Raw genomic sequence first — 21,545 nt, 5'->3', positions numbered from 1 at the left:
TTACGGTGTCAGCGAAACTGGGCCAGGAAGCGCAGGTCGTTGTCGAAGAACAGGCGCAGATCGTTCACGCCGTAACGCAGCATGGCCAGGCGCTCGACGCCCATACCGAAGGCAAAGCCCTGAAACTGCTCGGGATCGATACCCGAGGAGTGGAATACATTGGGGTGCACCATGCCGCAGCCCATGACTTCCAGCCAGCCGGTCTGCTTGCATACCCGGCAACCGCAGCCGCTGCACATCACGCACTGGATATCGACCTCGGCGGACGGCTCGGTGAAGGGAAAGAATGACGGCCGGAAACGCACCTTCAGGTCTTTCTCGAAAAACACCTGCAGAAACTCGGCAATGGTGCCTTTCAGATCGGCGAAGCTGACCTTGCGATCAACCAGCAGGCCTTCGACCTGATGGAACATCGGCGAATGGGTCAGATCTGAATCGCAACGATAGACGCGGCCGGGGCAAACGATACGAATCGGCGGCTCCTGGCTTTCCATGGTGCGCACCTGCACTGGCGAGGTGTGGGTGCGCAACAGGGTGTTGGCGTTGAAATAGAAGGTATCGTGCATCGCCCGAGCCGGGTGATGACCGGGAATATTGAGCGCCTCGAAGTTGTGGTAATCATCTTCCACTTCAGGGCCTTCCGCAACGGCGTAGCCAATGCGGGAAAAGAACTCTTCAATCCGCTCCATGGTCCGGGTGACCGGGTGCAATCCGCCGCTGGCCTGGCCGCGGCCAGGGAGGGTCACATCGACCCGCTCCGCAGCGAGACGGGCATTCAGCGCTGCCGCTTCCATGCTGGTCTTGCGAGCATTCAGTGCTGTCTGCACCTGCTCCTTGGCTTCATTGACCATGGCGCCCACTTTGGGGCGCTCTTCGGCAGGGATATTGCCCAGGGTCTTCATCACCTGGGTAAGCTCACCCTTCTTGCCAAGATACTGGACGCGAAGCTGCTCCAGCGCATTGACATCAGCCGCCTGCTGCACGGCCTCCAGGGCCTGGGAGACCAGCGCGTCTAGGTTTTCCATTTCACACTCCAGAAACAAAAATAGGGGAAGAGCGATGAGGCTCTTCCCCTATTAATGACGTTGCCAACCGGCACACGAGGCGCCGGTGATTGTCGTAACGAGGGCTTAAGCCAGGCTAGCCTTTGCTTTTTCGACAATCGCGGTAAACGCCGCTTTTTCGTTCACAGCCAGATCGGCCAGAACCTTACGGTCGATTTCAACGGATGCCTTTTTCAGGCCAGCAATCAGACGGCTGTAGGACATGCCATTCTGACGAGCACCGGCGTTGATACGGGCAATCCACAGAGCACGGAACTGACGCTTGCGCTGCTTGCGGTCACGATAGGCGTACTGACCTGCCTTGATGACCGCCTGCTTGGCAACCCGGAATACACGCGAACGCGCACCGTAGTAACCTTTGGCGAGTTTCAGAATCTTCTTGTGACGCTTGCGCGCCATTACACCACGCTTAACACGAGCCATTCTTTAAATCCTCAACCTTGATTAACGGAGGCGCAACATACGTTCAACTTTCTGGACATCTGCAGCATTGAGCTGAGAAGTACCACGCAGTTGACGCTTACGCTTGGTGCTCATCTTGGTCAGGATGTGGCTTTTGAAAGCGTGCTTGTGCTTGATGCCACTGCCAGTCACTTTAAAGCGCTTGGCGGCACCGCTCTTGGTTTTCATCTTTGCCATGTTCAGGTACTCCAAATAGAGTGGATAAGATAATCACAAGGCCTGGCGTTGCCCTGGAGATTACTTTTTCTTCTTGGGTGCTAGGACCATCATCAATTGACGACCTTCCATTTTCGGGTGCTGTTCAACGGTGCCGTATTCGGCGAGATCGGCTTCGACCCGCTTCAACAACTCCATGCCCAGCTCCTGATGAGCCATTTCGCGGCCGCGGAATCGCAGGGATACCTTGGCTTTGTCACCCTCACTAAGGAACTTGATAAGGTTGCGTAGCTTGACCTTATAGTCCCCTTCTTCCGTCCCTGGACGAAACTTGATTTCCTTGATCTGAATGATCTTCTGATTCTTCCGGGCAGCAGCCTGCTGCTTCTTCTTTTCGAAGATGTGCTTGCCGTAATCCATGATTCGGCAAACAGGCGGCTCTGCATCGGGGGAGATTTCAACCAGGTCGAGCTTGGCCTCATCAGCGGCGGCCATGGCTTCCTGAATGGACACGATACCGATTTGTTCACCTTCGGCGCCGATCAGGCGCACTTCGCGCGCCGTGATGTTTTCGTTGATCGGCGGGCGCTGTGCGGCTCTTTTGTCTTGTCTCATCTCGCGTTTAATCTTTATTGCTCCGAATTCGGGCGGCCTCGTTGTGCGACGGCGCGGGCAAGGAAATCGGAGAACTCGGCAATTGTCATCGTACCCAGATCTTTTCCCTCCCGCGTGCGCACGGCCACAGTGTGCGATTCGACTTCCCGGTCGCCGATTACCAGCAGATAGGGAGTCTTGTGCAAAGTATGCTCGCGGATTTTAAAGCCGATCTTCTCGTTTCTCAAGTCCGCAACAGCGCGATATCCCATTTCATTGAGAGATTTCTCAACTTCCTGGGAAAATTGCGCCTGATTATCGGTGATATTCAGCACCGCCACCTGGGTCGGTGCAAGCCACGCCGGGAAGTCACCAGCGTAGTGTTCGATCAGAATACCGATGAAGCGCTCGAACGAACCAAGAATGGCACGATGCAGCATAACCGGCGTCTTGCGCGCACCATCTTCGGCGACATACTGCGCGCCCAGACGGCCCGGCAGCATGAAATCAAGCTGCAGGGTACCACACTGCCAGACCCGACCCAGACAGTCGCGCAGCGAAAACTCGATCTTCGGACCGTAGAAAGCGCCTTCACCGGGTTGCAGATCCCACTTGAGACCTGCCTCGTTCAGCGCCTCTTCCAATCCCCGCTCCGCCTGATCCCAGTCGGCATCATCACCCATCCGATCTTCCGGACGAGTGGACAGCTTCAGCTCGACGTCATCGAAGCCAAAATCGCGATAGACCTGCAAGGTCAGAGCAATAAAGTCGGCCGCCTCGGCCTTGACCTGCTCATCGGTACAGAAAATGTGCGCATCATCCTGAGTGAACCCGCGCACCCGCATCAAACCATGCAGCGAACCAGACGGCTCGTTACGATGACAGGAGCCGAACTCAGCCAGACGCAACGGCAGCTCACGGTAGCTCTTCAGCCCCTGATTGAATACCTGAATGTGGCACGGGCAGTTCATCGGCTTGATCGCGTAATCGCGGCTTTCCGACTCGGTAGTAAACATGTTCGCCGAGTAATGTTCCCAGTGTCCGGAACGCTCCCACAGCACCCGATCCACCACCTGAGGCGTGCGAATCTCGCGGTAGCCAGCGTCACGCTGGAGCTTGCGCATGTATTGCTCAAGGACCTGATAGACAGTCCAGCCGTTCGGATGCCAGAACACCATGCCCGGCGCTTCTTCCTGGGTATGGAACAGATTCAGGCGCTTGCCGATTTTGCGATGATCGCGCTTTTCGGCTTCTTCGATTCGCGTGATATAGGCAGCCAGCTGCTTCTTGTCCGCCCACGCAGTACCGTAGATGCGCTGCAGCTGCTCGTTCTTCGCATCGCCGCGCCAATAGGCGCCGGAAATGCGGGTCAGCTGGAAAGCCTTGAGAAAACGGGTATTGGGCACATGCGGACCACGGCACATGTCGACATACTCTTCGTGATAGTACAGGCCCATGGCTTTCTCATCGGGCATGTCTTCGACCAGGCGCAGCTTGTAATCCTCGCCTCGCTCGCTAAACAGCTGAATCACTTCATCACGCGGCGTCACTTTCTTGATGACATCGTACTCAGTAGCGATCAGCTCGCGCATGCGCTTCTCGATGGCCGCCATATCTTCTGGCGTAAAGCCGCGCTCGTAGGCGATGTCGTAATAGAAGCCTTCATCGATGACCGGCCCGATCACCATCTTCGCGGTGGGATACAACTGTTTGACCGCGTGCCCGACCAGGTGAGCGCAGGAGTGGCGGATGATCTCCAGCCCCTCTTCGTCTTTCGGCGTAATGATCTGCAGACTGGCATCCTGATCGATGACGTCACAGGCATCTACCAGGCGACCGTCGACCTTGCCCGCCACAGTGGCCTTGGCCAGGCCGGCGCCGATGGACTGTGCCACCTCGGTCACGCTTACGGGATGATCAAAAGTACGCTGACTGCCGTCAGGAAGAGTAATGATGGGCATGAACCGCTCCTTCTCAGTGGTGACCGCTACGTAAGGCCACATGATGGAAATAGCCGGCCGGGATGACTGCTGCAGCCCGTTCGGCGTAGAAATAAAAAAGCCCGATCACAGGGTGATCGGGCTTTGATTTGGTAGGCACGATTGGATTCGAACCAACGACCCCCACCATGTCAAGGTGGTGCTCTAACCAACTGAGCTACGTGCCTGCGATGGAGGCGAACTATACGGACCACCCTCGCACCCGTCAACCCCTAAGTTACTGAAAAAGTGCAAAAACCTCGACACTCCCTCAGACGTTGACCAACTGCTTGCGCAGTTGCTGTATGTCATCACGCAGCTGTGCCGCGGCCTCGAATTCGAGATCCCGGGCGTGCTGGTACATCTTCTCTTCCAACTGGCGAATGCGCTTGGTGATTTCCGCCGGCGAGCGCAGTTTCTCGGCACCATAGCCGGCGGCATCTTCTGCAGCCTTGAGCTGACGCCGCTTGTTCGAGCGACTGCCAGGCACCACTGCGCCTTCCAGGATATCCTGCACACTCTTGACCACCCCTTTGGGAGTGATGCCGTGCTCCAGGTTGAAACTGATCTGCTTGGCGCGGCGGCGCTCGGTTTCGCCGATGGCGCGCTCCATTGAGCCGGTGATGCGGTCGGCATAAAGGATGGCCTTGCCATTCAGGTTCCGCGCTGCCCGGCCGATGGTCTGGATCAACGAGCGCTCGGAGCGGAGGAAGCCTTCCTTGTCCGCATCCAGAATAGCGACAAGAGAAACTTCAGGCATATCAAGGCCTTCACGCAACAAGTTAATGCCAACCAACACATCAAAACCGCCGATGCGCAGGTCGCGAATAATCTCGACACGCTCCACCGTATCGATATCCGAATGCAGATAGCGCACCCGCACACCATGATCGGCCAGATAGTCAGTGAGATCTTCGGCCATGCGCTTGGTCAAGGTAGTCACCAGCACCCGATCGCCTTGGGCGACGCGCAAGCCGATTTCCGACAACAAATCGTCCACCTGGGTCGTGGCCGGTCGCACCTCAATCAGGGGATCGACCAGCCCGGTCGGTCGCACCACCTGCTCTACCACCCGACCGGCATGGGTTTCTTCGTAGGGCCCAGGGGTGGCGGAGACAAAGATGGCCTGGGGCGAAATCGCTTCCCATTCATCGAAGCGCATGGGCCGGTTGTCCAGCGCCGATGGAAGCCGGAAGCCATATTCCACCAGCGTTTCCTTACGTGAGCGGTCGCCCTTGTACATGGCGCCGACCTGAGGCACCGACACGTGGGACTCGTCGATCACCAGCAAGGCGTTGGCCGGCAGATAATCAAACAGGGTGGGTGGCGCCTCCCCCTGTGGTCGCCCAGACAGATAGCGTGAATAGTTCTCGATGCCGTTGCAGTAACCCAACTCCATGATCATTTCCATATCGAAGCGGGTCCGCTGTTCCAGGCGCTGGGCCTCGACCAGTTTGTTCTGACTGTTGAGCACCTCCAGGCGCTCCTTGAGTTCAACCTTGATTTCCTCTACCGCCTCCAGCAACTTCTCTCGTGGCGTCACATAATGTGATTTAGGATAGATAGTTACACGCGGAACCTTACGTAAAACCTCTCCAGTAAGCGGATCAAAGAAACTGATGGTTTCCACCGTATCGTCGAACAGCTCGATGCGGATCGCCTCCAGGTCAGATTCGGCGGGGTAAACATCGATCACATCCCCGCGCACCCGATAGGTGGCGCGCGACAGCTCCATATCGTTGCGCGTGTACTGCAGCTCTGCCAGGCGACGCAACATGGTGCGCTGGTCGAGGATATCGCCCCGATCGATATGCAGCACCATGCGCAGATAGGATTCGGGGTCGCCCAAGCCGTAGATAGCCGACACGGTGGCCACAATGATTGCGTCCGGCCGTTCCATCAATGCCTTGGTCGCGGACAGACGCATCTGCTCGATATGGTCATTGATCGAAGCATCCTTCTCGATGAAGGTATCTGACGCCGGCACGTAGGCCTCGGGCTGGTAGTAGTCGTAGTAGGAAACGAAGTACTCCACCGCATTGTTCGGGAAGAACTCGCGGAACTCGCCATACAACTGCGCGGCCAACGTCTTGTTCGGCGCCATGATGATGGTCGGGCGCTGCATCCGCTGGATGACATTGGCGATGGTGAAGGTCTTCCCCGACCCGGTCACTCCGAGCAGCGTCTGGTGAGACAGGCCGGCTTCCAGCCCTTCTACCAGTTGCTCAATGGCTACCGGCTGGTCACCAGCGGGCTTGAAACGGGTTTGCAGATTGAATTGGTTCATGACGAAACGGCACCGCGAATGGACAGACAGCCATAATCATAGCATTGCCCACCGCATGGTCTGTTCTCGTTTCAAACACCACTGACCGGGGCCGCGCGCACTCGCACCGCGCCCCAGTCTCTGTTTATAATAGTCGGCCGCCTGCGGCACAGCCCGACGCTTACATTCACCTGTTTCGAGTCTGCCCATATCATGAGTCTGTTTTCCCCCGTAGAAATGGCGCCACGCGATCCCATCCTTGGCCTGAACGAAGCCTTCAATGCCGATCCGCGTACAGAAAAAGTCAATCTGGGCGTCGGCGTCTATTACGACGAGAACGGTAAGGTTCCCCTCCTCCGCGCAGTACAGGCGGCAGAAGAGGCGCGGGTTGCCGAGCACGCTGCCCGCACCTACCTCCCCATGGAGGGTCTGGCACCTTACGATCTTGCTGTACAGAAACTGCTGCTGGGTGCCGATTCAGCGCTACTGGCCTCCGGTCGCCTGGTCACGGCCCAGTCGCTGGGCGGCACCGGCGCACTGAAGCTGGGCGCGGACTTCCTGTATCGCCAGGCAGGCAAACGCCTGGTCGCGATCAGTGATCCGAGCTGGGAAAACCATCGCTCGCTGTTCGAAACCGCGGGCTACGAGGTGGTGACCTATCCCTATTATGATCCGGCCACCCACGGGCTGAATCTCCAAGGCATGCTGCAAGGGATCGAAGCCTTACCTGAAGGCAGCGTGGTGCTGTTGCACGCGTGCTGCCACAACCCGACCGGGGTGGACCTCAGCGCGGACCAATGGAAGCAGGTGATCGACGTTGTCCGCAAGTGCAACCATGTGCCCTTCCTGGACATCGCCTATCAGGGCTTTGGTGACAATCTGGAAGACGACGCGCTGGCAGTGCGCCTGTTCGCCGAGGCCGGCCTGCCCTGTCTGATCGCCAGCTCTTTCTCCAAATCCTTTTCACTGTACGGCGAGCGCGTCGGCGCACTGACACTGATCACCGAAACGCCCGAAGAAGGCGAACGGGTGCTATCCCAGCTCAAGCGTGTCATTCGCACCAATTATTCCAACCCGCCGACCCATGGCGCCAAGGTAGTGGCCGCGGTATTGAACAATGCCGAACTGTATGCCATGTGGGTTGAAGAGCTGGCCGAGATGCGTGTACGCATCAAGCAGATGCGCCACGCCCTGGCTGACAAGCTTCGTGCCGCCGGCGTCCAGCAGGATGTCAGCTTCATCGAACAGCAGCGCGGCATGTTCTCCTACTCCGGCCTGAGTCGCGAACAGGTCGCGCGCCTGGCCGAAGAGTCCGCCATTTACGCGGTCGGCAGCGGCCGCATCTGCGTGGCCGCGCTCAACCATGGCAATATTGATCTGGTCGCCAACGCCATGGCCAAGGTGATGCTCAAAGGCTGAAGCAAACCTCCGCGCACTTATTGAAAAGTGGTTCAAGGTATTGACTTGGATGATTTTTTTGGTAAAGTGCGCGCATCCGTTCCGCGATAGCTCAGTTGGTAGAGCAAATGACTGTTAATCATTGGGTCCCAGGTTCGAGTCCTGGTCGCGGAGCCAAATCAAGAAAAACCCGGCGAATTGCCGGGTTTTTTATTGCCTGCAGAAAAGCCTCATTCCGGTGCGCAATCGATATGCACCCGGACCCGAATGATCTCCCGCGTGAACTCATGGGTCAGCACTACCTCCTCGCCCGGCTGCAGGCGTACTCTGCGCGGTAGCGGCCGCTCGGGGCCATTGACGAAGGTGGCCTGGCAACGCAGCGGCACAGTAGCCTGACTGGTCAGCTTGAGCGCAGCAATATTGCCCAGATCGGTGCTGCTCACCGACACCTCGTCTGCGCCAGGGCCCAGCTTCACATCGATGGGAAATGCCTCGGCGAACACTGGTGGCGCCAGGGCTATCCCGATGGCCAGCAAAAGTTGGTACATTTGCTTCCTCGTCTCAACGATATCTCATTCATCACCATAGGCCAGAGGTTCCATCGATGAAAGCACCACGCGTCACCCTGGAACAATGGCGCACCCTGCAAGCCGTCGTCGATCATGGCGGCTTCGCTCAGGCTGCCGAGGCCCTGCATCGCTCGCAGTCTTCGGTCAGCTACACGGTTGCCCGCATGCAGGAGCAGCTCGGTGTACCGCTGCTGGAGATTGCCGGGCGCAAAGCCGTGTTGACCGAAGCCGGAGCCGCCCTGCTGCGGCGCTCGCGCAACCTGCTCAAGGAAGCCAGTCAGCTGGAAGAGCTGGCCTGGAACATGGACCAGGGCTGGGAAGCCGAAGTGCAGTTGGTGGTCGATGCCGCATACCCCACCCAGCGTCTGGCCGGAGCGCTGAAGGCGTTTATGCCGCAGAGCAAGGGCTGCCGGGTGCAGCTGCGTGAAGAGGTGCTTTCCGGGGTGGAAGAGTGCTTGCATGATGGCACTGCCGATCTGGCCATTTCCGGTATTAACATCGCGGGCTACCTACCCCATCAGCTTGATGATATCGAGTTCGTGGCCGTAGCCCATCCAGAGCATCCCCTGCATCGGCTTGGCCGGACGTTGACCCACAACGATCTGCAATCCCACCTGCAGGTCGTGATCCGGGATTCGGGAAGGCGTCAGCCACGCGATGCTGGCTGGCTCGGAGCTGAACAACGCTGGACAGTGACCAACCTGAACACTGCCAGCCAGTTAGTGACGCAAGGGTTGGGCTTCGCCTGGTTTCCCGAGCATGCCATCGCCGAGCAACTGACCCGCGGCAGCTTGAAAGCATTGCCCCTGGTCCAGGGCGGCCGCCGCGCGGCCAACATGTTTCTTTTTGCAAACAAGGACAAGCCCCTGGGGCCTGCCACACGCATATTGGCCGACCTGATCATCGAGCACTCCCAACGCTGACCAGCGCACCCAGGGCCGTTGTGTCCGGCTTCGGTTGTGCTTACACTCGATGCCCTCTGAATTCCCAATGGCGCCCCTGCGCCTTTCCTTTTCGATGGAGATAAGCATGCTCAAGAAACTGATCGGAACCTGCGCGCTGCTGTTGGCCAGCACTGCTGTCCTGGCGGATAACCCGCGGGTGCTGCTGAATACCAGTCATGGCGATATCGAACTGGAGCTGAACGCGGAAGCGGCGCCCATCTCCGTGGAGAATTTTCTGCGTTATGCTGACGCCGGCCACTACGACGGCCTGATCTTCCATCGCGTCATCCCCGGCTTCATGATTCAGGGGGGTGGCTTCGATGCCAACATGCGTCAGCGTGCCGTTGGCCAACCGATCAAGAACGAGGCTGATAATGGGCTGAAGAATGACCGCTACACCGTTGCCATGGCCCGCACCCAGGTGCGCGATAGCGCCACCAGCCAGTTCTTCATCAATCTCACCAGCAATGACTTCCTGAACCACGGCAGCCGCGACTTCGGCTATGCGGTTTTCGGCAAGGTTGTCGCTGGCGAGCATGTGGTTGAAACCATTGCCAAGGTACCGACCGGCAACCAGGGCGGACACCAGAACGTGCCGCAGAACCCAGTCACCATCATCAGCGCCAAGCGGGTAGAAACCGCGGAATAGGTCTCTCGGCAAGCCCCTGGAAAGCGCAGAAGGTCTTCAGGGGCGGCCTTCCCGACGATAGGGAAGATAATTCATCGCGTCTTGCTGGTAGGCGCGAATGCCGTCACGCTCCTGCAGCAGAAAACCCGCTACCGCCTCATGCAGGCCAGGCTGCATCCGGTGCCAGGATTGAGTCAATACCGGTTCAAACCCACGCAACAGCTTGTGTTCGCCCTGGGCACCGGCATCGAAACGGCTCAGCCCCTCGGCAATACAACGCTCCATGCCCTGATAGAAACAGGTCTCGAAATGCAGCCGGTCATACTCTTCCAGGCAGCCCCAATACCGGCCGTATAGCGTATCACCGCCCACCAGAAACAACGCCGCAGCAACCTCCCGCCCCGCCTCCCTGGCAAACACCAACCGCACCGACTCCGCCATACCAGCCGACAGTGACTCGAAGAAAGCGCTGTTAAGGTAGGGATGACGCCCGCGCTTGAGGTAAGTCGCTGCATAGAACGGATAGAACCGCTCCCAGTCGGAGCTGCTGATGTCATTCGCGCAGCGCCAATCGAACTCGATGCCCTGGGCCGCCACACTCTGGCGTTCCTTACGGAAATTCTTGCGCTTGCGCGAGCTGCAGGCGATCAGAAAATCATCGAAGCAAGCATAACCGCGATTGACCCAGTGGAATTGGCAGCCCAGCCGCTGAAGCCAACCGGCCGCTTCCAGAGCAGCGTTTTCCTGGCCATCATTGAACAGCAGATGCGCTCCGCTGATCCGGCCGGCAGCTACTTCCCGATTGAGCCAGCTGATCACCAATCCACGACTGTCAGCACAGCGTGCCACCAGGCGTGGCCCCTGAATGGGAGAAAAAGGAATGGCAGCCGTCAGCTTGGGATAATAACGCTGCCCTGCCCGCTCCCAGGCGTCAGCCCACTGAAAGTCGAATACATATTCGCCCCAGGAGTGGTGTTTGCGATACAGCGGCAATAACGCCTGAAGGCTGCCATCAGGGTTTTCCACCACCAGATGGGCAGGCTCCCAGCCCTGCTCCGAGCTCACCGACCCGCTGTGCTCAAGCGCATGAAGAAAGGCGTGGCGAAGAAAAGGATAATCGGTGCTCAGCAGAGCATCCCAGGCTGATGCGGAAATATCGCTTATGTGGTTCAACTGACGTATGTGCATGGCGACAAGCATGCCACAGGGAGAGGATGGGCGGGAGGCCGGAATGCCTCCGCGCGGGGCTATCTTACTGTTGCGCCCATTCAAGGAAGGTCGCGCGACTGTCTTCGCTGAGCAGCTGCCACATCTGTTGCAGCGTGGTCAGCGTAGCGTCGTTATGCGGCAAGGTCTGCTGGGTTGCAGCGTTCGGCATAGGTGCAATGACCTGTTGTGCCGGAGCCGTTTGAACCGCAGGAGCAGTGGCCGGGGTTGCACCCAAAGGAGCTACCGTAGTTTGTTCAGCAACCGCAGTGGAACCACCGAGTAAATTGTTGACCAATGACGTGTTACGCTGACCAGCGGTTGCTGCATATCGCTCACCGGTGCGGGTATTCACCGCCCAGGCATTGAACTCGTTTTCGAAGTCCTTGGCTTCCTGCAGACCTTGCGGCCGGTCGAAGTCCAGCTCCCACAGCTCACCACCTTGACCATCAATGGTAAAGATCACGCTGCGCCCACGCACGACTTCATGATTGATACCACCATCGATATCGAAGCCATTCTTGTAGAAGGCGCTGACCTGATAAGCCCCCGGCTGAAGCTCCAGGCGCTTGTCCGCGGTCCCAAAGCTCCAGTTGGCAGCGGGGAGCTGCTGACCGTTGATAGTCTGCACTTCGAGTTCGTTGGGCACCACTACGGTGAGCACCTGGCCGGCGGATAACGGCGAACCGGGATAGAGCTGCACATGGGACTGCTGAGCACAGGCAGACAGCAGGCAGGCAGCGGCGAGAGCGAAAAGACTACGCATGGAAACTCCTTGATGCGAATGGGCAGGCTGGACGTTCGCAGCCACCGTGTAGGATTACGAGCGAAACAAGAATAAGAACAAATGATGTCAGTTCGATGACAGGCCGCTCGGCACGTCAGGTAACATCAGAGCCGATTGAGCACAAAAAAACCGGGTTGCTCTGAATGAGCAACCCGGTTCGGTGCTTCCGTTCCCTCAGCTGGGATCAGAAGTCGTAGCGCAGACCCACACTGAAACCAGTAGCTTTTTCACCCGAAGCATCGGCGTCGCCTGGGTTAGCAGTACGAGCCTGGCTCCACGGCGTCAGCGCAACATCGTCGTCATTATCGACAAGGGCATAGTTGGCATAGACACGAACGGCCTTGTCCAGCTTGTGCTCAATACCCACTACCCACATGTCGCTGTCGGCATTGTTGGCATCGGCGTCACGGGTCATGTACATCGCCTTGACCGCGGTATTGGGGGCAAATTTGAATTCGCCGCCCAAACCGTAGACATCAGCAGTCCACAAATCACGCTGAACAGCCGTAGCGTCGGAATCATCATATTCGACGGTCTGATAGAAACCCACCAGCTTGAATGCATCAGTCAGCTTGTAAGCCGCCGCAGCACGCAAACCATCACGCTCGCCGCGGCCGGTGTTGCTCTCTGCAGTTTCATAAGCCAGGGAGCCTTCAAACGCGCCGGCAGCATAGTTCAACGAGGCACTGAAAGCATCGGAGTCTTCGTTGTAGTCGGGGTGATTTTCATCAACGACCAGTGACTGACCTTCGTAGACCGAATAGGCCAGCTTGATATTGAAACCACCGAGGCTTGGCGTGGTGTACTGAACGGTGTTGTCGTAACGCTCATCGAACCGGGCATTGCCGACACGGGTCAGGTTACGCATGTCACCGACCTGGTCACCGAACAGGTTGGCCGGACCACGGGCGACCTTGAACGGGCTGTCGAAACGGCCCAGCTGGACAGCACCCCAGTTGGTACCGGCGACGCCAACAAAAGTATCGCGGGTAGCGAAGTTCTCACCACCATCACTCTCGCCGGTGTTGAAGTTGATCTGCTGCTCGATCTGGAAGAACGCTTTCAGGTTCGGGTTGATCTGGTGATCGCCCTTGAAGCCCAGGCGCGAAGAGTTGCTGGAGATGTTGGTTTCGGAGTAATCGGCACCATCGTCCAGGAAGTCGGTGGAAACGTGGGCACGACCATAGACTGTTACATCAGCCATGGCCACGGCGGGCATGACAGCTGCAGCACCAACAACAAGTGCAATCAACTTCTTCTTCATCGGATAAAACTCCTTCGGGTTGTAAAACGTCATCCTGCGTGTGACTGACGTCGTTTTGTTTCGACGGAGCGATTATGGAAATCCGATATGACAGACAGCTTGCTGAAATATGAAGATTTGAAGACAGGGGGAACTTTTGCGAAAACGGATAATAGAAACGCCGGCATATTGCCGGCGAAGAGATTGCCGCCGAGAGAGTTCTGGGCGGCAGTGTAACGAGAGAGATATTACCGTTTGCGGACGATAACGCTGCCAATGGAGTAACCGGCACCGAAGGAGCAGATCACGCCATGGCTACCGGACGGCAGATCATCCTGGTACTTGTGAAAGGCAATGATCGAGCCCGCCGAACTGGTGTTGGCATATTCATCCAGCACTACCGGCGCTTCCTTCTCCAGATCAGGGTCACGGCTCAGCAGCTTGCGGGCGATCAGCATGTTCATGTTCAGGTTGGCCTGGTGCAGCCAGAAGCGGCTCACGTCAGCCACCGACAGCTTGAGCTCTTCCAGGTGCTTGCCGATCAGCTCGGCGACCATCGGGCAGACTTCACGGAATACCTTGCGGCCTTCCTGAACGAAGAGTTTGTCCGGCTGGCCGATACCGCTTTCATCGGCCCGGTTGAGGAAGCCGAAGTTGTTGCGGATGTTATTGGAGAACTGGGTCAGCAGCTTGGTGCCGACGATCTCGAACTGATGCTCGGAGACCGCATCCTCAGCCCGCTCGACAATGACCGCGGTGCACGCATCGCCAAAGATAAAGTGACTGTCACGGTCACGGAAGTTCATATGACCGGTGCAGATCTCGGGGTTGACCATCAGCACCGCGCGCGCCTGACCCGTGCTTACGGTATTGGCGGCGGCCTGGATGCCGAAGGTGGCAGAAGAGCAGGCAACGTTCATATCGAAGCCGAACCCCTGGATACCCAGAGCGGCCTGCACTTCCACAGCGATAGCCGGATAGGCCCGCTGCAGATTGGAGCAGGCAACGATCACGCCATCGATATCCGCAGCGGTGCGGCCGGCACGCTCCAGGGCTTCGGTAGCGGCCTTCACCGACATTTCGCAGAGGATCGACCACTCGTCATTGCTGCGCTCGGGAATATCCGGAACCATGCGGTCGATATCGAGGATACCGCTCTTGTTGACCACATGACGGCTCTTGATGCCGGAGGCCTTCTCGATGAATTCGCTGCTCGATAGCGGCGCTGGTGCCAGCTCGCCGGCAGCGATGGCCTCGGCGTTCTCCTGGTTGAACCGCTCGGCCCAGGCGTTGAAGCTGACCACCAGTTCGTCGTTGCTGATGCTGTTCGGGGGGGTGTACAAACCTGTGCCGCTGATGACTACTTTCTGCACGGTCGAACCTCTTTATATTTTCAATGTAATGGGCGGTGACGCCGGATATCGGCGGTACGGCCACTGAAATATCTGCTATGGCGTGTCTGCATCCATCTGCCGAGCCAGCCAGGCCAGCATCAGCGGAAAATGGTCATTGACGGCCTGAGGGTGAGTCAGCACATCGAGGTGGCCATAATCACGGGCGCTGCCGGTGCCCTTGCGCAGCAATACCAGCTGCGCGTCGTGGCTGCCCAGCTCCCGAGCGAACGCCTTGACGTCTGCGAAGTGCCCCATGCAATGATCCTTGTAGCCTGCCAGATACAGACTGCTCGGCCAGCGGATCGCTGCCAATGCCGCAGCATAATCGAAACTATCCTGCGGATCACGCCAGTTGCCGCCATTTTGCCACAGTTGGCTATCAGCATGCAGCCTCAACGACAGGTCAGCACTCCCCAGACCGAGCCTGCTCAGGGGTACGAAACCATGACGTCGGCCAGCCAGCGGTGCGAGCCGTTTCCACATCACATCCAGTAACAACCGACGCTGCCAGTTGCGCTGATGACAGACGCGCCGAACCCCGATATGGATCAGTCCGGCGATATGCTCCAGCCAGGCCGGCTGCCGGATCAGCGCGCTGGCTGCCAACACGCCGCCCCAGCCGTGAGCAATGATGGCAAAGCGCTCGCCCGGGTGTTCGCCAGCAATGAGTTCGTACAACGCAGGCAGGTCTTCGCAGATCAATTGAAACTGGGAAATATCCGGTACGGGGGCGCTGTCAGTCGCGCGGTCGCGCAGATCCGGCACATACACATCGTAGCCCGCATCAGCCAGCCAGGGCGCCAGTCCGGTGCCACCGGCTGGACAGAATACCGCGCCCCGCTCGCCCAGGCCGTGCAATAGCAGCACCGCCGGCCCACCGGCGGCGGAAGTGAAGCGTCGTACCCGGAGGGACGCATCCGCGGTTCCGGGCACGGAGCTAGAAACAATCCGCTCTTCATTCACCAGACAAATCCTTTTCTCGACAATGTCCATGGTCTACCGGTGGCGCCCATTCAGCCGGTGATCTCATGCCAGAGTTTCTTCAGGCGCTTCTCCGATACGGGTACTTTGGTCCCCAACTGTTGGGCAAACAGCGATACCCGGTATTCTTCCAGCATCCAGCGCCACTGCTCCAGACGCTCATCCTGTCGGCCTTCCAGCCGGTAGCGCTCGGCCCGGGTGCGGTGTTGCTCGCTGAATTGCTGGATCTCGTCAGTCCAGACCCGATCACGCTGCACCTGTCCGGGCAGTTTGTCCAGCCGCTGTTCAATAGCTGTGAAGTAGCGCGGATACTGCCCCAGCCACTGCGCCGGCACGGCGCGCACGAAGCCTTTGAATACCAGCTGCCCCAGCTGTTCGCGGATATCATTCATGGCGATAGCCCGGGCCAGGTCGATCTTGCCTTTGAGGCGCTTCTGTACCGCATGCCAGGCCTTGAGAATGCTCAGTACCTGCGCCGCGAGTTTCTCCGCAGTGGGCACGAACTCCGCCCTGCCCGCCTCGACCCGCGCCTGCAGCTGCGCCGGGCTGCGCGGCAAGGGTTCGCCCGCAGGCAGACAGGCCCGATCCACTGCCGCCAGCAGCACATCTTCAGTCAGTTGTTGCTGATTGCCGAAGTCACGGTAATAGATCGCCGCTTCCTTGAGCGCGCCCAGCTTCTGACGCAGGAATTTGGCCTGCTCGGACAGAGCCTGCAACAGCAACCGCTGCACCCCGAGGCGATGGGCCTGTTCCGCCTGGGCCGGATTATCGAACAGTTGCTCGGTCACCCCATCGCCCTGCTCTGCCCAGGCCGGCCAGAAGTCCACGTCGATACCAGCCTGCCGGCGGCTGACTTTCAGAGGTAACTCGGCCTGACCGGCCGGCACGCTGGTCTGCGCCGCAGGTGCCGCCTCGACCGACGCCTGACGATCCGCCAAGCGCCCGCTCAACTGGCTGCACAGCGCACTGTAGTCTCGGCCCGAGGCGATTTCCTTGCCTTCGGCATCCACTACCTCAATGCGCATCAACAGATGTTCTTCAAGACTGATGTCGGCCCAGGCTTCCTCGTCCAGACGTACGCCGGTCATCCGCGTGAGCTCCCGGCCCAGGGCTTGAGTCAACTTGCCCTCGCCGAAGGGCATTCGCTCCAGTGCCGCCCGGACAAAATCGGGCACCGGCACGAAATTCTTGCGCAGCGCCTTGGGCAGGCCGCGTACCAGCGCCACGCATTTGTCATACAACAGGCCGGGCACCAGCCATTCCAGCCGCTCCTCAGGCAACTGCCGCAGCAGGGCCATGGGCACCTTCAGGGTGACACCGTCAGCAGGATGGCCCGGCTCGAAATGATAGCTGAGCGGCAACGCGACCCGTTGCCAGCGCAGGGTATCCGGATACTGCTCCGCGCTGACCTCGTTGGCCTCACGCTGCAGGAGGTCCTCACGGGTCATGTGCAGCAGTTTTGGCTGATCCTGGCTGGTGCGCTTGACCCAGCGCTCAAAGCTGGCCAGTTGATATATATCCTCCGGGACTCGCTGATCGAAGAACCGATACAGGGTCTCATCATCGACCAGAATGTCACGCTTGCGCGCCTTGGCCTCCAGCGCATCCAGCTCCTCCAACAAGGCCTGATTGGCACGGTTGAAGGCGGCGCGCCCATGCCATTGCCCTTCCACCAGCGCATGACGAATGAACAGTTCGCGGGACACCACCGGGTCGATGGGGCCAAAATGAACCTTGCGCCGCGGCACAATGATCAGCCCGTAGAGCGTGACCTGCTCGAAAGCCACTACCTGGCCGCGCTTCTTTTCCCAATGGGGCTCGCTGTGGCTGGTCTTGGTCAGGTGACCGGCCAGAGGCTCCACCCACAAGGGATCGATCTTGGCGACCAGCCGGCCATAGAGCCGCCGGGTTTCGGTCAGCTCCGCGACCATCACCCAGGCCGGGCGCTTTTTCGCCAGGGCCGAGGATGGATGCAGCATGAACCGACGCTGCCGTGCGCCGAGATAATCCCCCTCCTCGGTCTTGTTACCCAGGTGGCTCAGCAGACCGGCCAGCAGCGCCTTGTGCACCGGGTCATAACCGGCTGGCTCGGGATTACTCTGCAGGCCCAGGTCCCGGCAGGTGAGCAACAGCTGACGGTGGGTTTCCCGCCATTCCCGCATCCGCAGGTAATTGAGGAACTGTCGCCGGCACCAGCTACGCAACTGGTTCTGCGACAAGTCCTGCCGCTGCTCCTCGAAACCGCGCCACAGGTTGACGAAGGCGGCAAAGTCGGACTGATCATCGCGCCATTGGGCATGGGCCTGATCTGCCGCCTGTTGGCGCTCGATCGGCCGCTCCCGCGGGTCTTGCACGGCCAGCGCACTGGCGATGATCAGTACCTCCTGCAAGCTGCCCAGCACTGCGGCTTCGATCAGCATGCGGCCGATACGTGGGTCCACCGGCAGTCGCGCCAACTGGCGGCCCACCTCGGTGATACTGCCGTCTCGCTCGACCGCGCCCAGCTCCTGCAACAGGTTGAAGCCGTCGCTGATGGCACGACCGTCCGGCGGCTCGATGAAAGGAAAGTCCTCGATCCGGCCCAGGCGCAGATGCAGCATCTGCAGAATCACCGCCGCCAGGTTGGTCCGCAGGATTTCCGGGGCGGTGAATTCAGGGCGCCCGAGGAAATCCGCCTCGTCATACAGGCGCACGCAGATACCCGGCGCCACGCGGCCACAACGCCCCTTGCGCTGATTGGCGCTGGCCTGGGACACCGGCTCGATCGGCAGCCGTTGCACCTTGGAGCGTGGACTGTAACGACTGATCCGCACCTCACCAGGGTCAATCACGTAGACGATGCCCGGCACCGTCAGCGAGGTCTCGGCCACGTTGGTTGACAGAATCACCCGGCGCCCGGCATGGCTGGCAAAGATCTTCTGCTGCTCTGCCACTGACAACCGGGCGTACAGCGGCAAGATCTCGGTATGCTTCAGATTGGCCTTGCGCAGGAAGTCGGCGGTATCGCGGATCTCCCGCTCGCCGGGCAGAAAGACCAGCGCATCCCCCGGCGGCTTGCCGGTAGCCCGCTCATGGGCGTCCAGTTCGCGCAGCGCCGCGAGGATACCCTGATCGATGCTCAGGTCTTCCTCGACACGATTGCCCTCCTCGTCCACCTCCGCCGACAACGGCCGATACCAGACATCCACCGGGAAGGTGCGGCCCGACACTTCAATGATGGGCGCATCGTTGAAATGGGCGGAAAAGCGCTCCAGGTCGATAGTGGCCGAGGTGATGATGAACTTGAGGTCCGGCCGCAGCGGCAGAATGGTTTTCAGGTAACCGAGCAGAAAGTCGATATTCAGACTGCGCTCGTGGGCCTCGTCGATGATCAGGGTGTCATAGCGTGACAGCAGGCGGTCATTCTGGGTTTCGGCAAGCAGGATGCCGTCGGTCATCAATTTGACCAGAGTGTGCTCATTGCTCTGGTCAGTGAAGCGCACCTGGAAACCGACCAGCTCGCCCAGGGGCGTACCCAGCTCCTCGGCCACCCGGCTGGCAACACTGCGCGCTGCGAGGCGCCGTGGCTGGGTATGGCCAATCAGGCCATGGGCGCCCCGCCCCAGTTCCAGGCAGATTTTCGGCAACTGGGTGGTCTTGCCCGAGCCAGTCTCCCCGGCGATCACCACGACCTGGCTGCCCATAATGGCGCGTTTGATCTCGTCACGCTTGGCGGCAATCGGCAGGCTGTCGTCATAGCGTACCGTGGGTACACTCTCACGCCGTGCCGTCACCTTGGCGCAGGAGGTTTTCAGCTGCTCCAGCCACCGCTCCAGCCGTGCGGGTTCCGGTTGCTTGCCCAGGCTCTGCAACTGGCGTTGCAGTCGTGGGCGCTCAGCGGACATGGCGTGTTCGAGATTGGCGGCAAGGGTATCGAGATCGGTCATGCTTTCCTGTCTGTCAAAGGTACGTCATGCGGGGCAATTCAGGCAGCAGCACGAAAAAGCCCCGCCCGGAGGACCCGGGCGGGGCTTATTGTCGCAAAGAATCGGGCGTTATGCTGCGCCGAGTTTCTTCAGTTCCTCGTCACGCAGCTCGCGGCGCAGGATCTTGCCAACGTTGGTAGTCGGCAGGCTGTCGCGGAACTCCACGTCCTTGGGCACCTTGTAAGCGGTCAGCTTGTCGCGCATGTGAGTCTTGACCTGTTCGGCGGTCAGCTCCGCACCCGGCTCCCTGACCACGAACACCTTGATCGCCTCGCCGGACTTGTCGCTGGGAACGCCGATGGCTGCGCATTGCAGTACACCCGGGATCGCCGCCATCACGTCTTCCAACTCGTTGGGATAGACGTTGAAGCCAGACACCACGATCATATCCTTCTTGCGGTCGACGATGCGCATGTAGCCGTCTTCCTGGATGATGGCGATATCACCGGTCTGCAACCAGCCGTCCGCGCTAAGCACTTCATCGGTAGCCTCCTGCCGCTGCCAATAGCCCTTCATCACTTGCGGGCCCTTGACGCACAACTCGCCGCGCTCACCCACCGGCAGCTCCTGACCATCGTCATCAATCACCTTGCACAGAGTCGAAGGGACCGGGATACCGATGGTGCCCAGTTGCGTGGCATGGGTCGGGTTGACCGAGACCACCGGACTGGTTTCAGTCATGCCGTAGCCTTCGGACACCTCACAACCCGTCACCTTGTGCCAGCGCTCGGCGGTAGCCTGTTGCAGGGCCATGCCGCCGGACAGGGTCAGCTTCATGGCGCTGAAGTCCAGTTGACGGAACTGCTCGTTGTTGCACAGGGCGGCAAACAGGGTGTTAAGACCAACAAAGGCGCTGAAGCGGTACTGCTTCATTTCCTTGACGGTCGCCGGATATCCCGCGGGTTGGTAATCAGAACGTTCTGCCCTCCCAGCAGCATGACCGACATGCAATGGAAGGTGAAAGCGTAGATGTGATAGAGCGGCAGCGGGCAGATGATGACCTCTTCGCCCTCTTTCATGTTCTCCGGCATCATCACCTTGCACTGCAGCATATTGGCCAGCAGGTTGCGATGCGTCAGCATGGCCCCTTTGGCCACGCCGGTGGTGCCGCCGGTGTATTGCAGCACAGCGGTATCTTCAGCGCCGGGATTGGCTTCACGGAAGTCGGCCTTGGCACCGACCTTCATGGCCTTGGTGAAAGGCACCGAGCCGGGAATGGACCAGGCGGGAACCATCTTCTTCACATGCTTGACCACGGCGTTGACCAGCACCCGCTTGAGCGGCGGCAGCATGTCGCCGACCTCGGTCACGATGACGTGCTTGACGCCAGTCTTCGGCACCACTTCCTCCGCCAGGTGCGCCATGTTGGCCAGGCAAACCAGCGCCTTGGCACCGGAATCGTTGAACTGGTGTTCCATTTCCCGGGCGGTATACAGCGGATTGGTGTTGACCACTACATAGCCGGCGCGCATGGCACCGAACACGACGATGGGGTACTGCAACACGTTCGGCAGCTGTACGGCGATACGGTCGCCCGGCTGCAGACCGGCATGGGTCTGCAGGTAGGCAGCAAACTCACCTGACAGGTGATACATTTCGCCCCAGGTAATGGTCTTGCCGAGGTTGGTAAAAGCTGGCCTGTCGGCGAAACGCTCGCATGAATCCTTGAGGACCGCCAGAACATTGGGGTATTGATCAGGATTGATCTCGGTGGGAATGCCCTCCGGATACTTGTCGGTCCAAAAACTCGCGTGCATGAATACCCCCTGTAATGCGTCCGGTTGCAATTACCGCTGCTATTGTATTTGGTTATCGAAGCTCTGGCCTCGGCTGGCTTCGCCAGTCCGGGATGATGCGGTGAGCCCCTACTATCAGGCAGAATCGGGTTTCGACCTTTTGTGAATATTTC

17 protein-coding genes, 2 tRNA genes and 1 pseudogene are annotated in these 21,545 nt (G+C 59.2%); 4 read left to right on the top strand and 16 right to left on the bottom strand.

The genetic code is table 11. From position 1 onward, the window contains the following. Positions 1–8: 8 nt before the first annotated feature. The 7 genes from pheS to uvrB form a co-directional block, all read right to left on the bottom strand. Positions 9–1,025 (bottom strand): phenylalanine--tRNA ligase subunit alpha, encoded by a 1,017-nt coding sequence (gene pheS, locus QAO71_RS07660; protein ID WP_036992251.1) that lies wholly within the window; start codon positions 1,023–1,025, stop codon positions 9–11. A gap of 105 nt (positions 1,026–1,130) precedes the next feature. Further along, positions 1,131–1,487: a 50S ribosomal protein L20 gene (gene rplT / locus QAO71_RS07655; RefSeq protein WP_036992253.1), complete on the bottom strand. Its 357-nt coding sequence runs from the start codon at positions 1,485–1,487 to the stop codon at positions 1,131–1,133. A gap of 21 nt (positions 1,488–1,508) precedes the next feature. Continuing rightward, positions 1,509–1,703 carry a 50S ribosomal protein L35 gene (gene rpmI, locus QAO71_RS07650; protein ID WP_036992255.1) on the bottom strand — a complete coding sequence of 65 codons (195 nt, stop codon included), beginning with the start codon at positions 1,701–1,703 and terminating at the stop codon, positions 1,509–1,511. 60 nt (positions 1,704–1,763) lie between these two features. Next, on the bottom strand, positions 1,764–2,315 hold the full coding sequence (infC, locus tag QAO71_RS07645) for a translation initiation factor IF-3 (RefSeq protein WP_177173401.1): 552 nt from the start codon (positions 2,313–2,315) through the stop codon (positions 1,764–1,766). Then, entirely contained in the window at positions 2,312–4,237 is a 1,926-nt protein-coding gene (gene thrS, locus QAO71_RS07640; RefSeq protein WP_280165598.1) for a threonine--tRNA ligase, read from the bottom strand. The genes infC and thrS overlap by 4 nt, the downstream gene beginning before the upstream one ends. A gap of 129 nt (positions 4,238–4,366) precedes the next feature. Next, positions 4,367–4,443 (bottom strand) — tRNA-Val (locus QAO71_RS07635). Between the two features lie 83 nt (positions 4,444–4,526). Continuing rightward, the gene (uvrB, locus tag QAO71_RS07630) at positions 4,527–6,542 is read right to left on the bottom strand and encodes an excinuclease ABC subunit UvrB (protein ID WP_036992262.1); all 2,016 of its coding nucleotides are present in this window, start codon (positions 6,540–6,542) and stop codon (positions 4,527–4,529) included. Between the two features lie 192 nt (positions 6,543–6,734). On the opposite strand from uvrB, the gene QAO71_RS07625 reads away from it, so the two are divergent. Continuing rightward, positions 6,735–7,940, top strand: a complete 1,206-nt coding sequence (locus QAO71_RS07625) for an amino acid aminotransferase (protein WP_036992263.1) — start codon at positions 6,735–6,737, stop codon at positions 7,938–7,940. An 80-nt stretch (positions 7,941–8,020) separates the two neighbouring features. Continuing rightward, positions 8,021–8,096 (top strand) — tRNA-Asn (locus QAO71_RS07620). Positions 8,097–8,149: 53 nt separating this feature from the next. Here the strand turns inward: QAO71_RS07620 and QAO71_RS07615 are convergent. Beyond that, complete coding sequence (locus tag QAO71_RS07615) at positions 8,150–8,467, bottom strand: hypothetical protein (RefSeq protein WP_036992264.1); 318 nt, start codon at positions 8,465–8,467, stop codon at positions 8,150–8,152. A gap of 56 nt (positions 8,468–8,523) precedes the next feature. Between QAO71_RS07615 and QAO71_RS07610 the strand changes: the two genes are divergently transcribed. Both QAO71_RS07610 and QAO71_RS07605 read left to right on the top strand, forming a co-directional pair. Then, a complete protein-coding gene (locus QAO71_RS07610) occupies positions 8,524–9,411 on the top strand; it encodes a LysR family transcriptional regulator (protein WP_074779784.1) in 888 nt (295 codons plus the stop codon). Between the two features lie 106 nt (positions 9,412–9,517). After that, a complete protein-coding gene (locus QAO71_RS07605; RefSeq protein ID WP_036992575.1) occupies positions 9,518–10,081 on the top strand; it encodes a peptidylprolyl isomerase in 564 nt (187 codons plus the stop codon). Positions 10,082–10,117: 36 nt separating this feature from the next. On the opposite strand, the gene QAO71_RS07600 is transcribed toward QAO71_RS07605, so the two are convergent. The 8 genes and pseudogenes from QAO71_RS07600 to QAO71_RS07565 form a co-directional block, all read right to left on the bottom strand. Further along, entirely contained in the window at positions 10,118–11,248 is a 1,131-nt protein-coding gene (locus tag QAO71_RS07600; protein ID WP_280165597.1) for a GNAT family N-acetyltransferase, read from the bottom strand. Between the two features lie 64 nt (positions 11,249–11,312). Next, positions 11,313–12,032 carry a DUF2057 family protein gene (locus QAO71_RS07595; RefSeq protein WP_074779788.1) on the bottom strand — a complete coding sequence of 240 codons (720 nt, stop codon included), beginning with the start codon at positions 12,030–12,032 and terminating at the stop codon, positions 11,313–11,315. Between the two features lie 205 nt (positions 12,033–12,237). Beyond that, positions 12,238–13,317: a porin gene (locus QAO71_RS07590; RefSeq protein WP_036992584.1), complete on the bottom strand. Its 1,080-nt coding sequence runs from the start codon at positions 13,315–13,317 to the stop codon at positions 12,238–12,240. Between the two features lie 227 nt (positions 13,318–13,544). After that, positions 13,545–14,669, bottom strand: a complete 1,125-nt coding sequence (locus tag QAO71_RS07585; protein WP_280165596.1) for a beta-ketoacyl-ACP synthase III — start codon at positions 14,667–14,669, stop codon at positions 13,545–13,547. A gap of 75 nt (positions 14,670–14,744) precedes the next feature. Further along, complete coding sequence (locus QAO71_RS07580) at positions 14,745–15,653, bottom strand: alpha/beta fold hydrolase (RefSeq protein WP_280165595.1); 909 nt, start codon at positions 15,651–15,653, stop codon at positions 14,745–14,747. Positions 15,654–15,703: 50 nt separating this feature from the next. After that, the gene (gene hrpA, locus QAO71_RS07575; RefSeq protein WP_280165594.1) at positions 15,704–19,597 is read right to left on the bottom strand and encodes an ATP-dependent RNA helicase HrpA; all 3,894 of its coding nucleotides are present in this window, start codon (positions 19,595–19,597) and stop codon (positions 15,704–15,706) included. Between the two features lie 108 nt (positions 19,598–19,705). Then, on the bottom strand, positions 19,706–19,972 hold the full coding sequence (locus QAO71_RS07570) for a hypothetical protein (protein WP_280165665.1): 267 nt from the start codon (positions 19,970–19,972) through the stop codon (positions 19,706–19,708). A 225-nt stretch (positions 19,973–20,197) separates the two neighbouring features. Continuing rightward, positions 20,198–21,393, bottom strand: a pseudogene (locus tag QAO71_RS07565) (AMP-binding protein); the annotation flags it as partial. Between the last annotated feature and the right edge of the window lie 152 nt (positions 21,394–21,545).

It is taken from the genome of Halopseudomonas sp. SMJS2 (genome assembly GCF_029866945.1).
In the GTDB taxonomy this organism is placed as follows: Bacteria; Pseudomonadota; Gammaproteobacteria; order Pseudomonadales; family Pseudomonadaceae; genus Halopseudomonas; species Halopseudomonas bauzanensis.
Note: the sequence above shows the minus strand (reverse complement) of the source record. Positions and strands in the feature narration are given on the sequence as shown.

What these genes read in the sequence shown, in the direction of transcription:
- pheS (WP_036992251.1), bottom strand. Translation starts at nt 1,025, where the DNA reads ATGGAAAACCTAGACGCGCTGGTCTCCCAGGCCCTGGAGGCCGTGCAG.
- rplT (WP_036992253.1), bottom strand. Translation starts at nt 1,487, where the DNA reads ATGGCTCGTGTTAAGCGTGGTGTAATGGCGCGCAAGCGTCACAAGAAG.
- rpmI (WP_036992255.1), bottom strand. Translation starts at nt 1,703, where the DNA reads ATGGCAAAGATGAAAACCAAGAGCGGTGCCGCCAAGCGCTTTAAAGTG.
- thrS (WP_280165598.1), bottom strand. Translation starts at nt 4,237, where the DNA reads ATGCCCATCATTACTCTTCCTGACGGCAGTCAGCGTACTTTTGATCAT.
- uvrB (WP_036992262.1), bottom strand. Translation starts at nt 6,542, where the DNA reads ATGAACCAATTCAATCTGCAAACCCGTTTCAAGCCCGCTGGTGACCAG.
- QAO71_RS07625 (WP_036992263.1), top strand. Translation starts at nt 6,735, where the DNA reads ATGAGTCTGTTTTCCCCCGTAGAAATGGCGCCACGCGATCCCATCCTT.
- QAO71_RS07615 (WP_036992264.1), bottom strand. Translation starts at nt 8,467, where the DNA reads ATGTACCAACTTTTGCTGGCCATCGGGATAGCCCTGGCGCCACCAGTG.
- QAO71_RS07610 (WP_074779784.1), top strand. Translation starts at nt 8,524, where the DNA reads ATGAAAGCACCACGCGTCACCCTGGAACAATGGCGCACCCTGCAAGCC.
- QAO71_RS07605 (WP_036992575.1), top strand. Translation starts at nt 9,518, where the DNA reads ATGCTCAAGAAACTGATCGGAACCTGCGCGCTGCTGTTGGCCAGCACT.
- QAO71_RS07600 (WP_280165597.1), bottom strand. Translation starts at nt 11,248, where the DNA reads ATGCACATACGTCAGTTGAACCACATAAGCGATATTTCCGCATCAGCC.
- QAO71_RS07595 (WP_074779788.1), bottom strand. Translation starts at nt 12,032, where the DNA reads ATGCGTAGTCTTTTCGCTCTCGCCGCTGCCTGCCTGCTGTCTGCCTGT.
- QAO71_RS07590 (WP_036992584.1), bottom strand. Translation starts at nt 13,317, where the DNA reads ATGAAGAAGAAGTTGATTGCACTTGTTGTTGGTGCTGCAGCTGTCATG.
- hrpA (WP_280165594.1), bottom strand. Translation starts at nt 19,597, where the DNA reads ATGACCGATCTCGATACCCTTGCCGCCAATCTCGAACACGCCATGTCC.
- QAO71_RS07570 (WP_280165665.1), bottom strand. Translation starts at nt 19,972, where the DNA reads ATGGCGGCGATCCCGGGTGTACTGCAATGCGCAGCCATCGGCGTTCCC.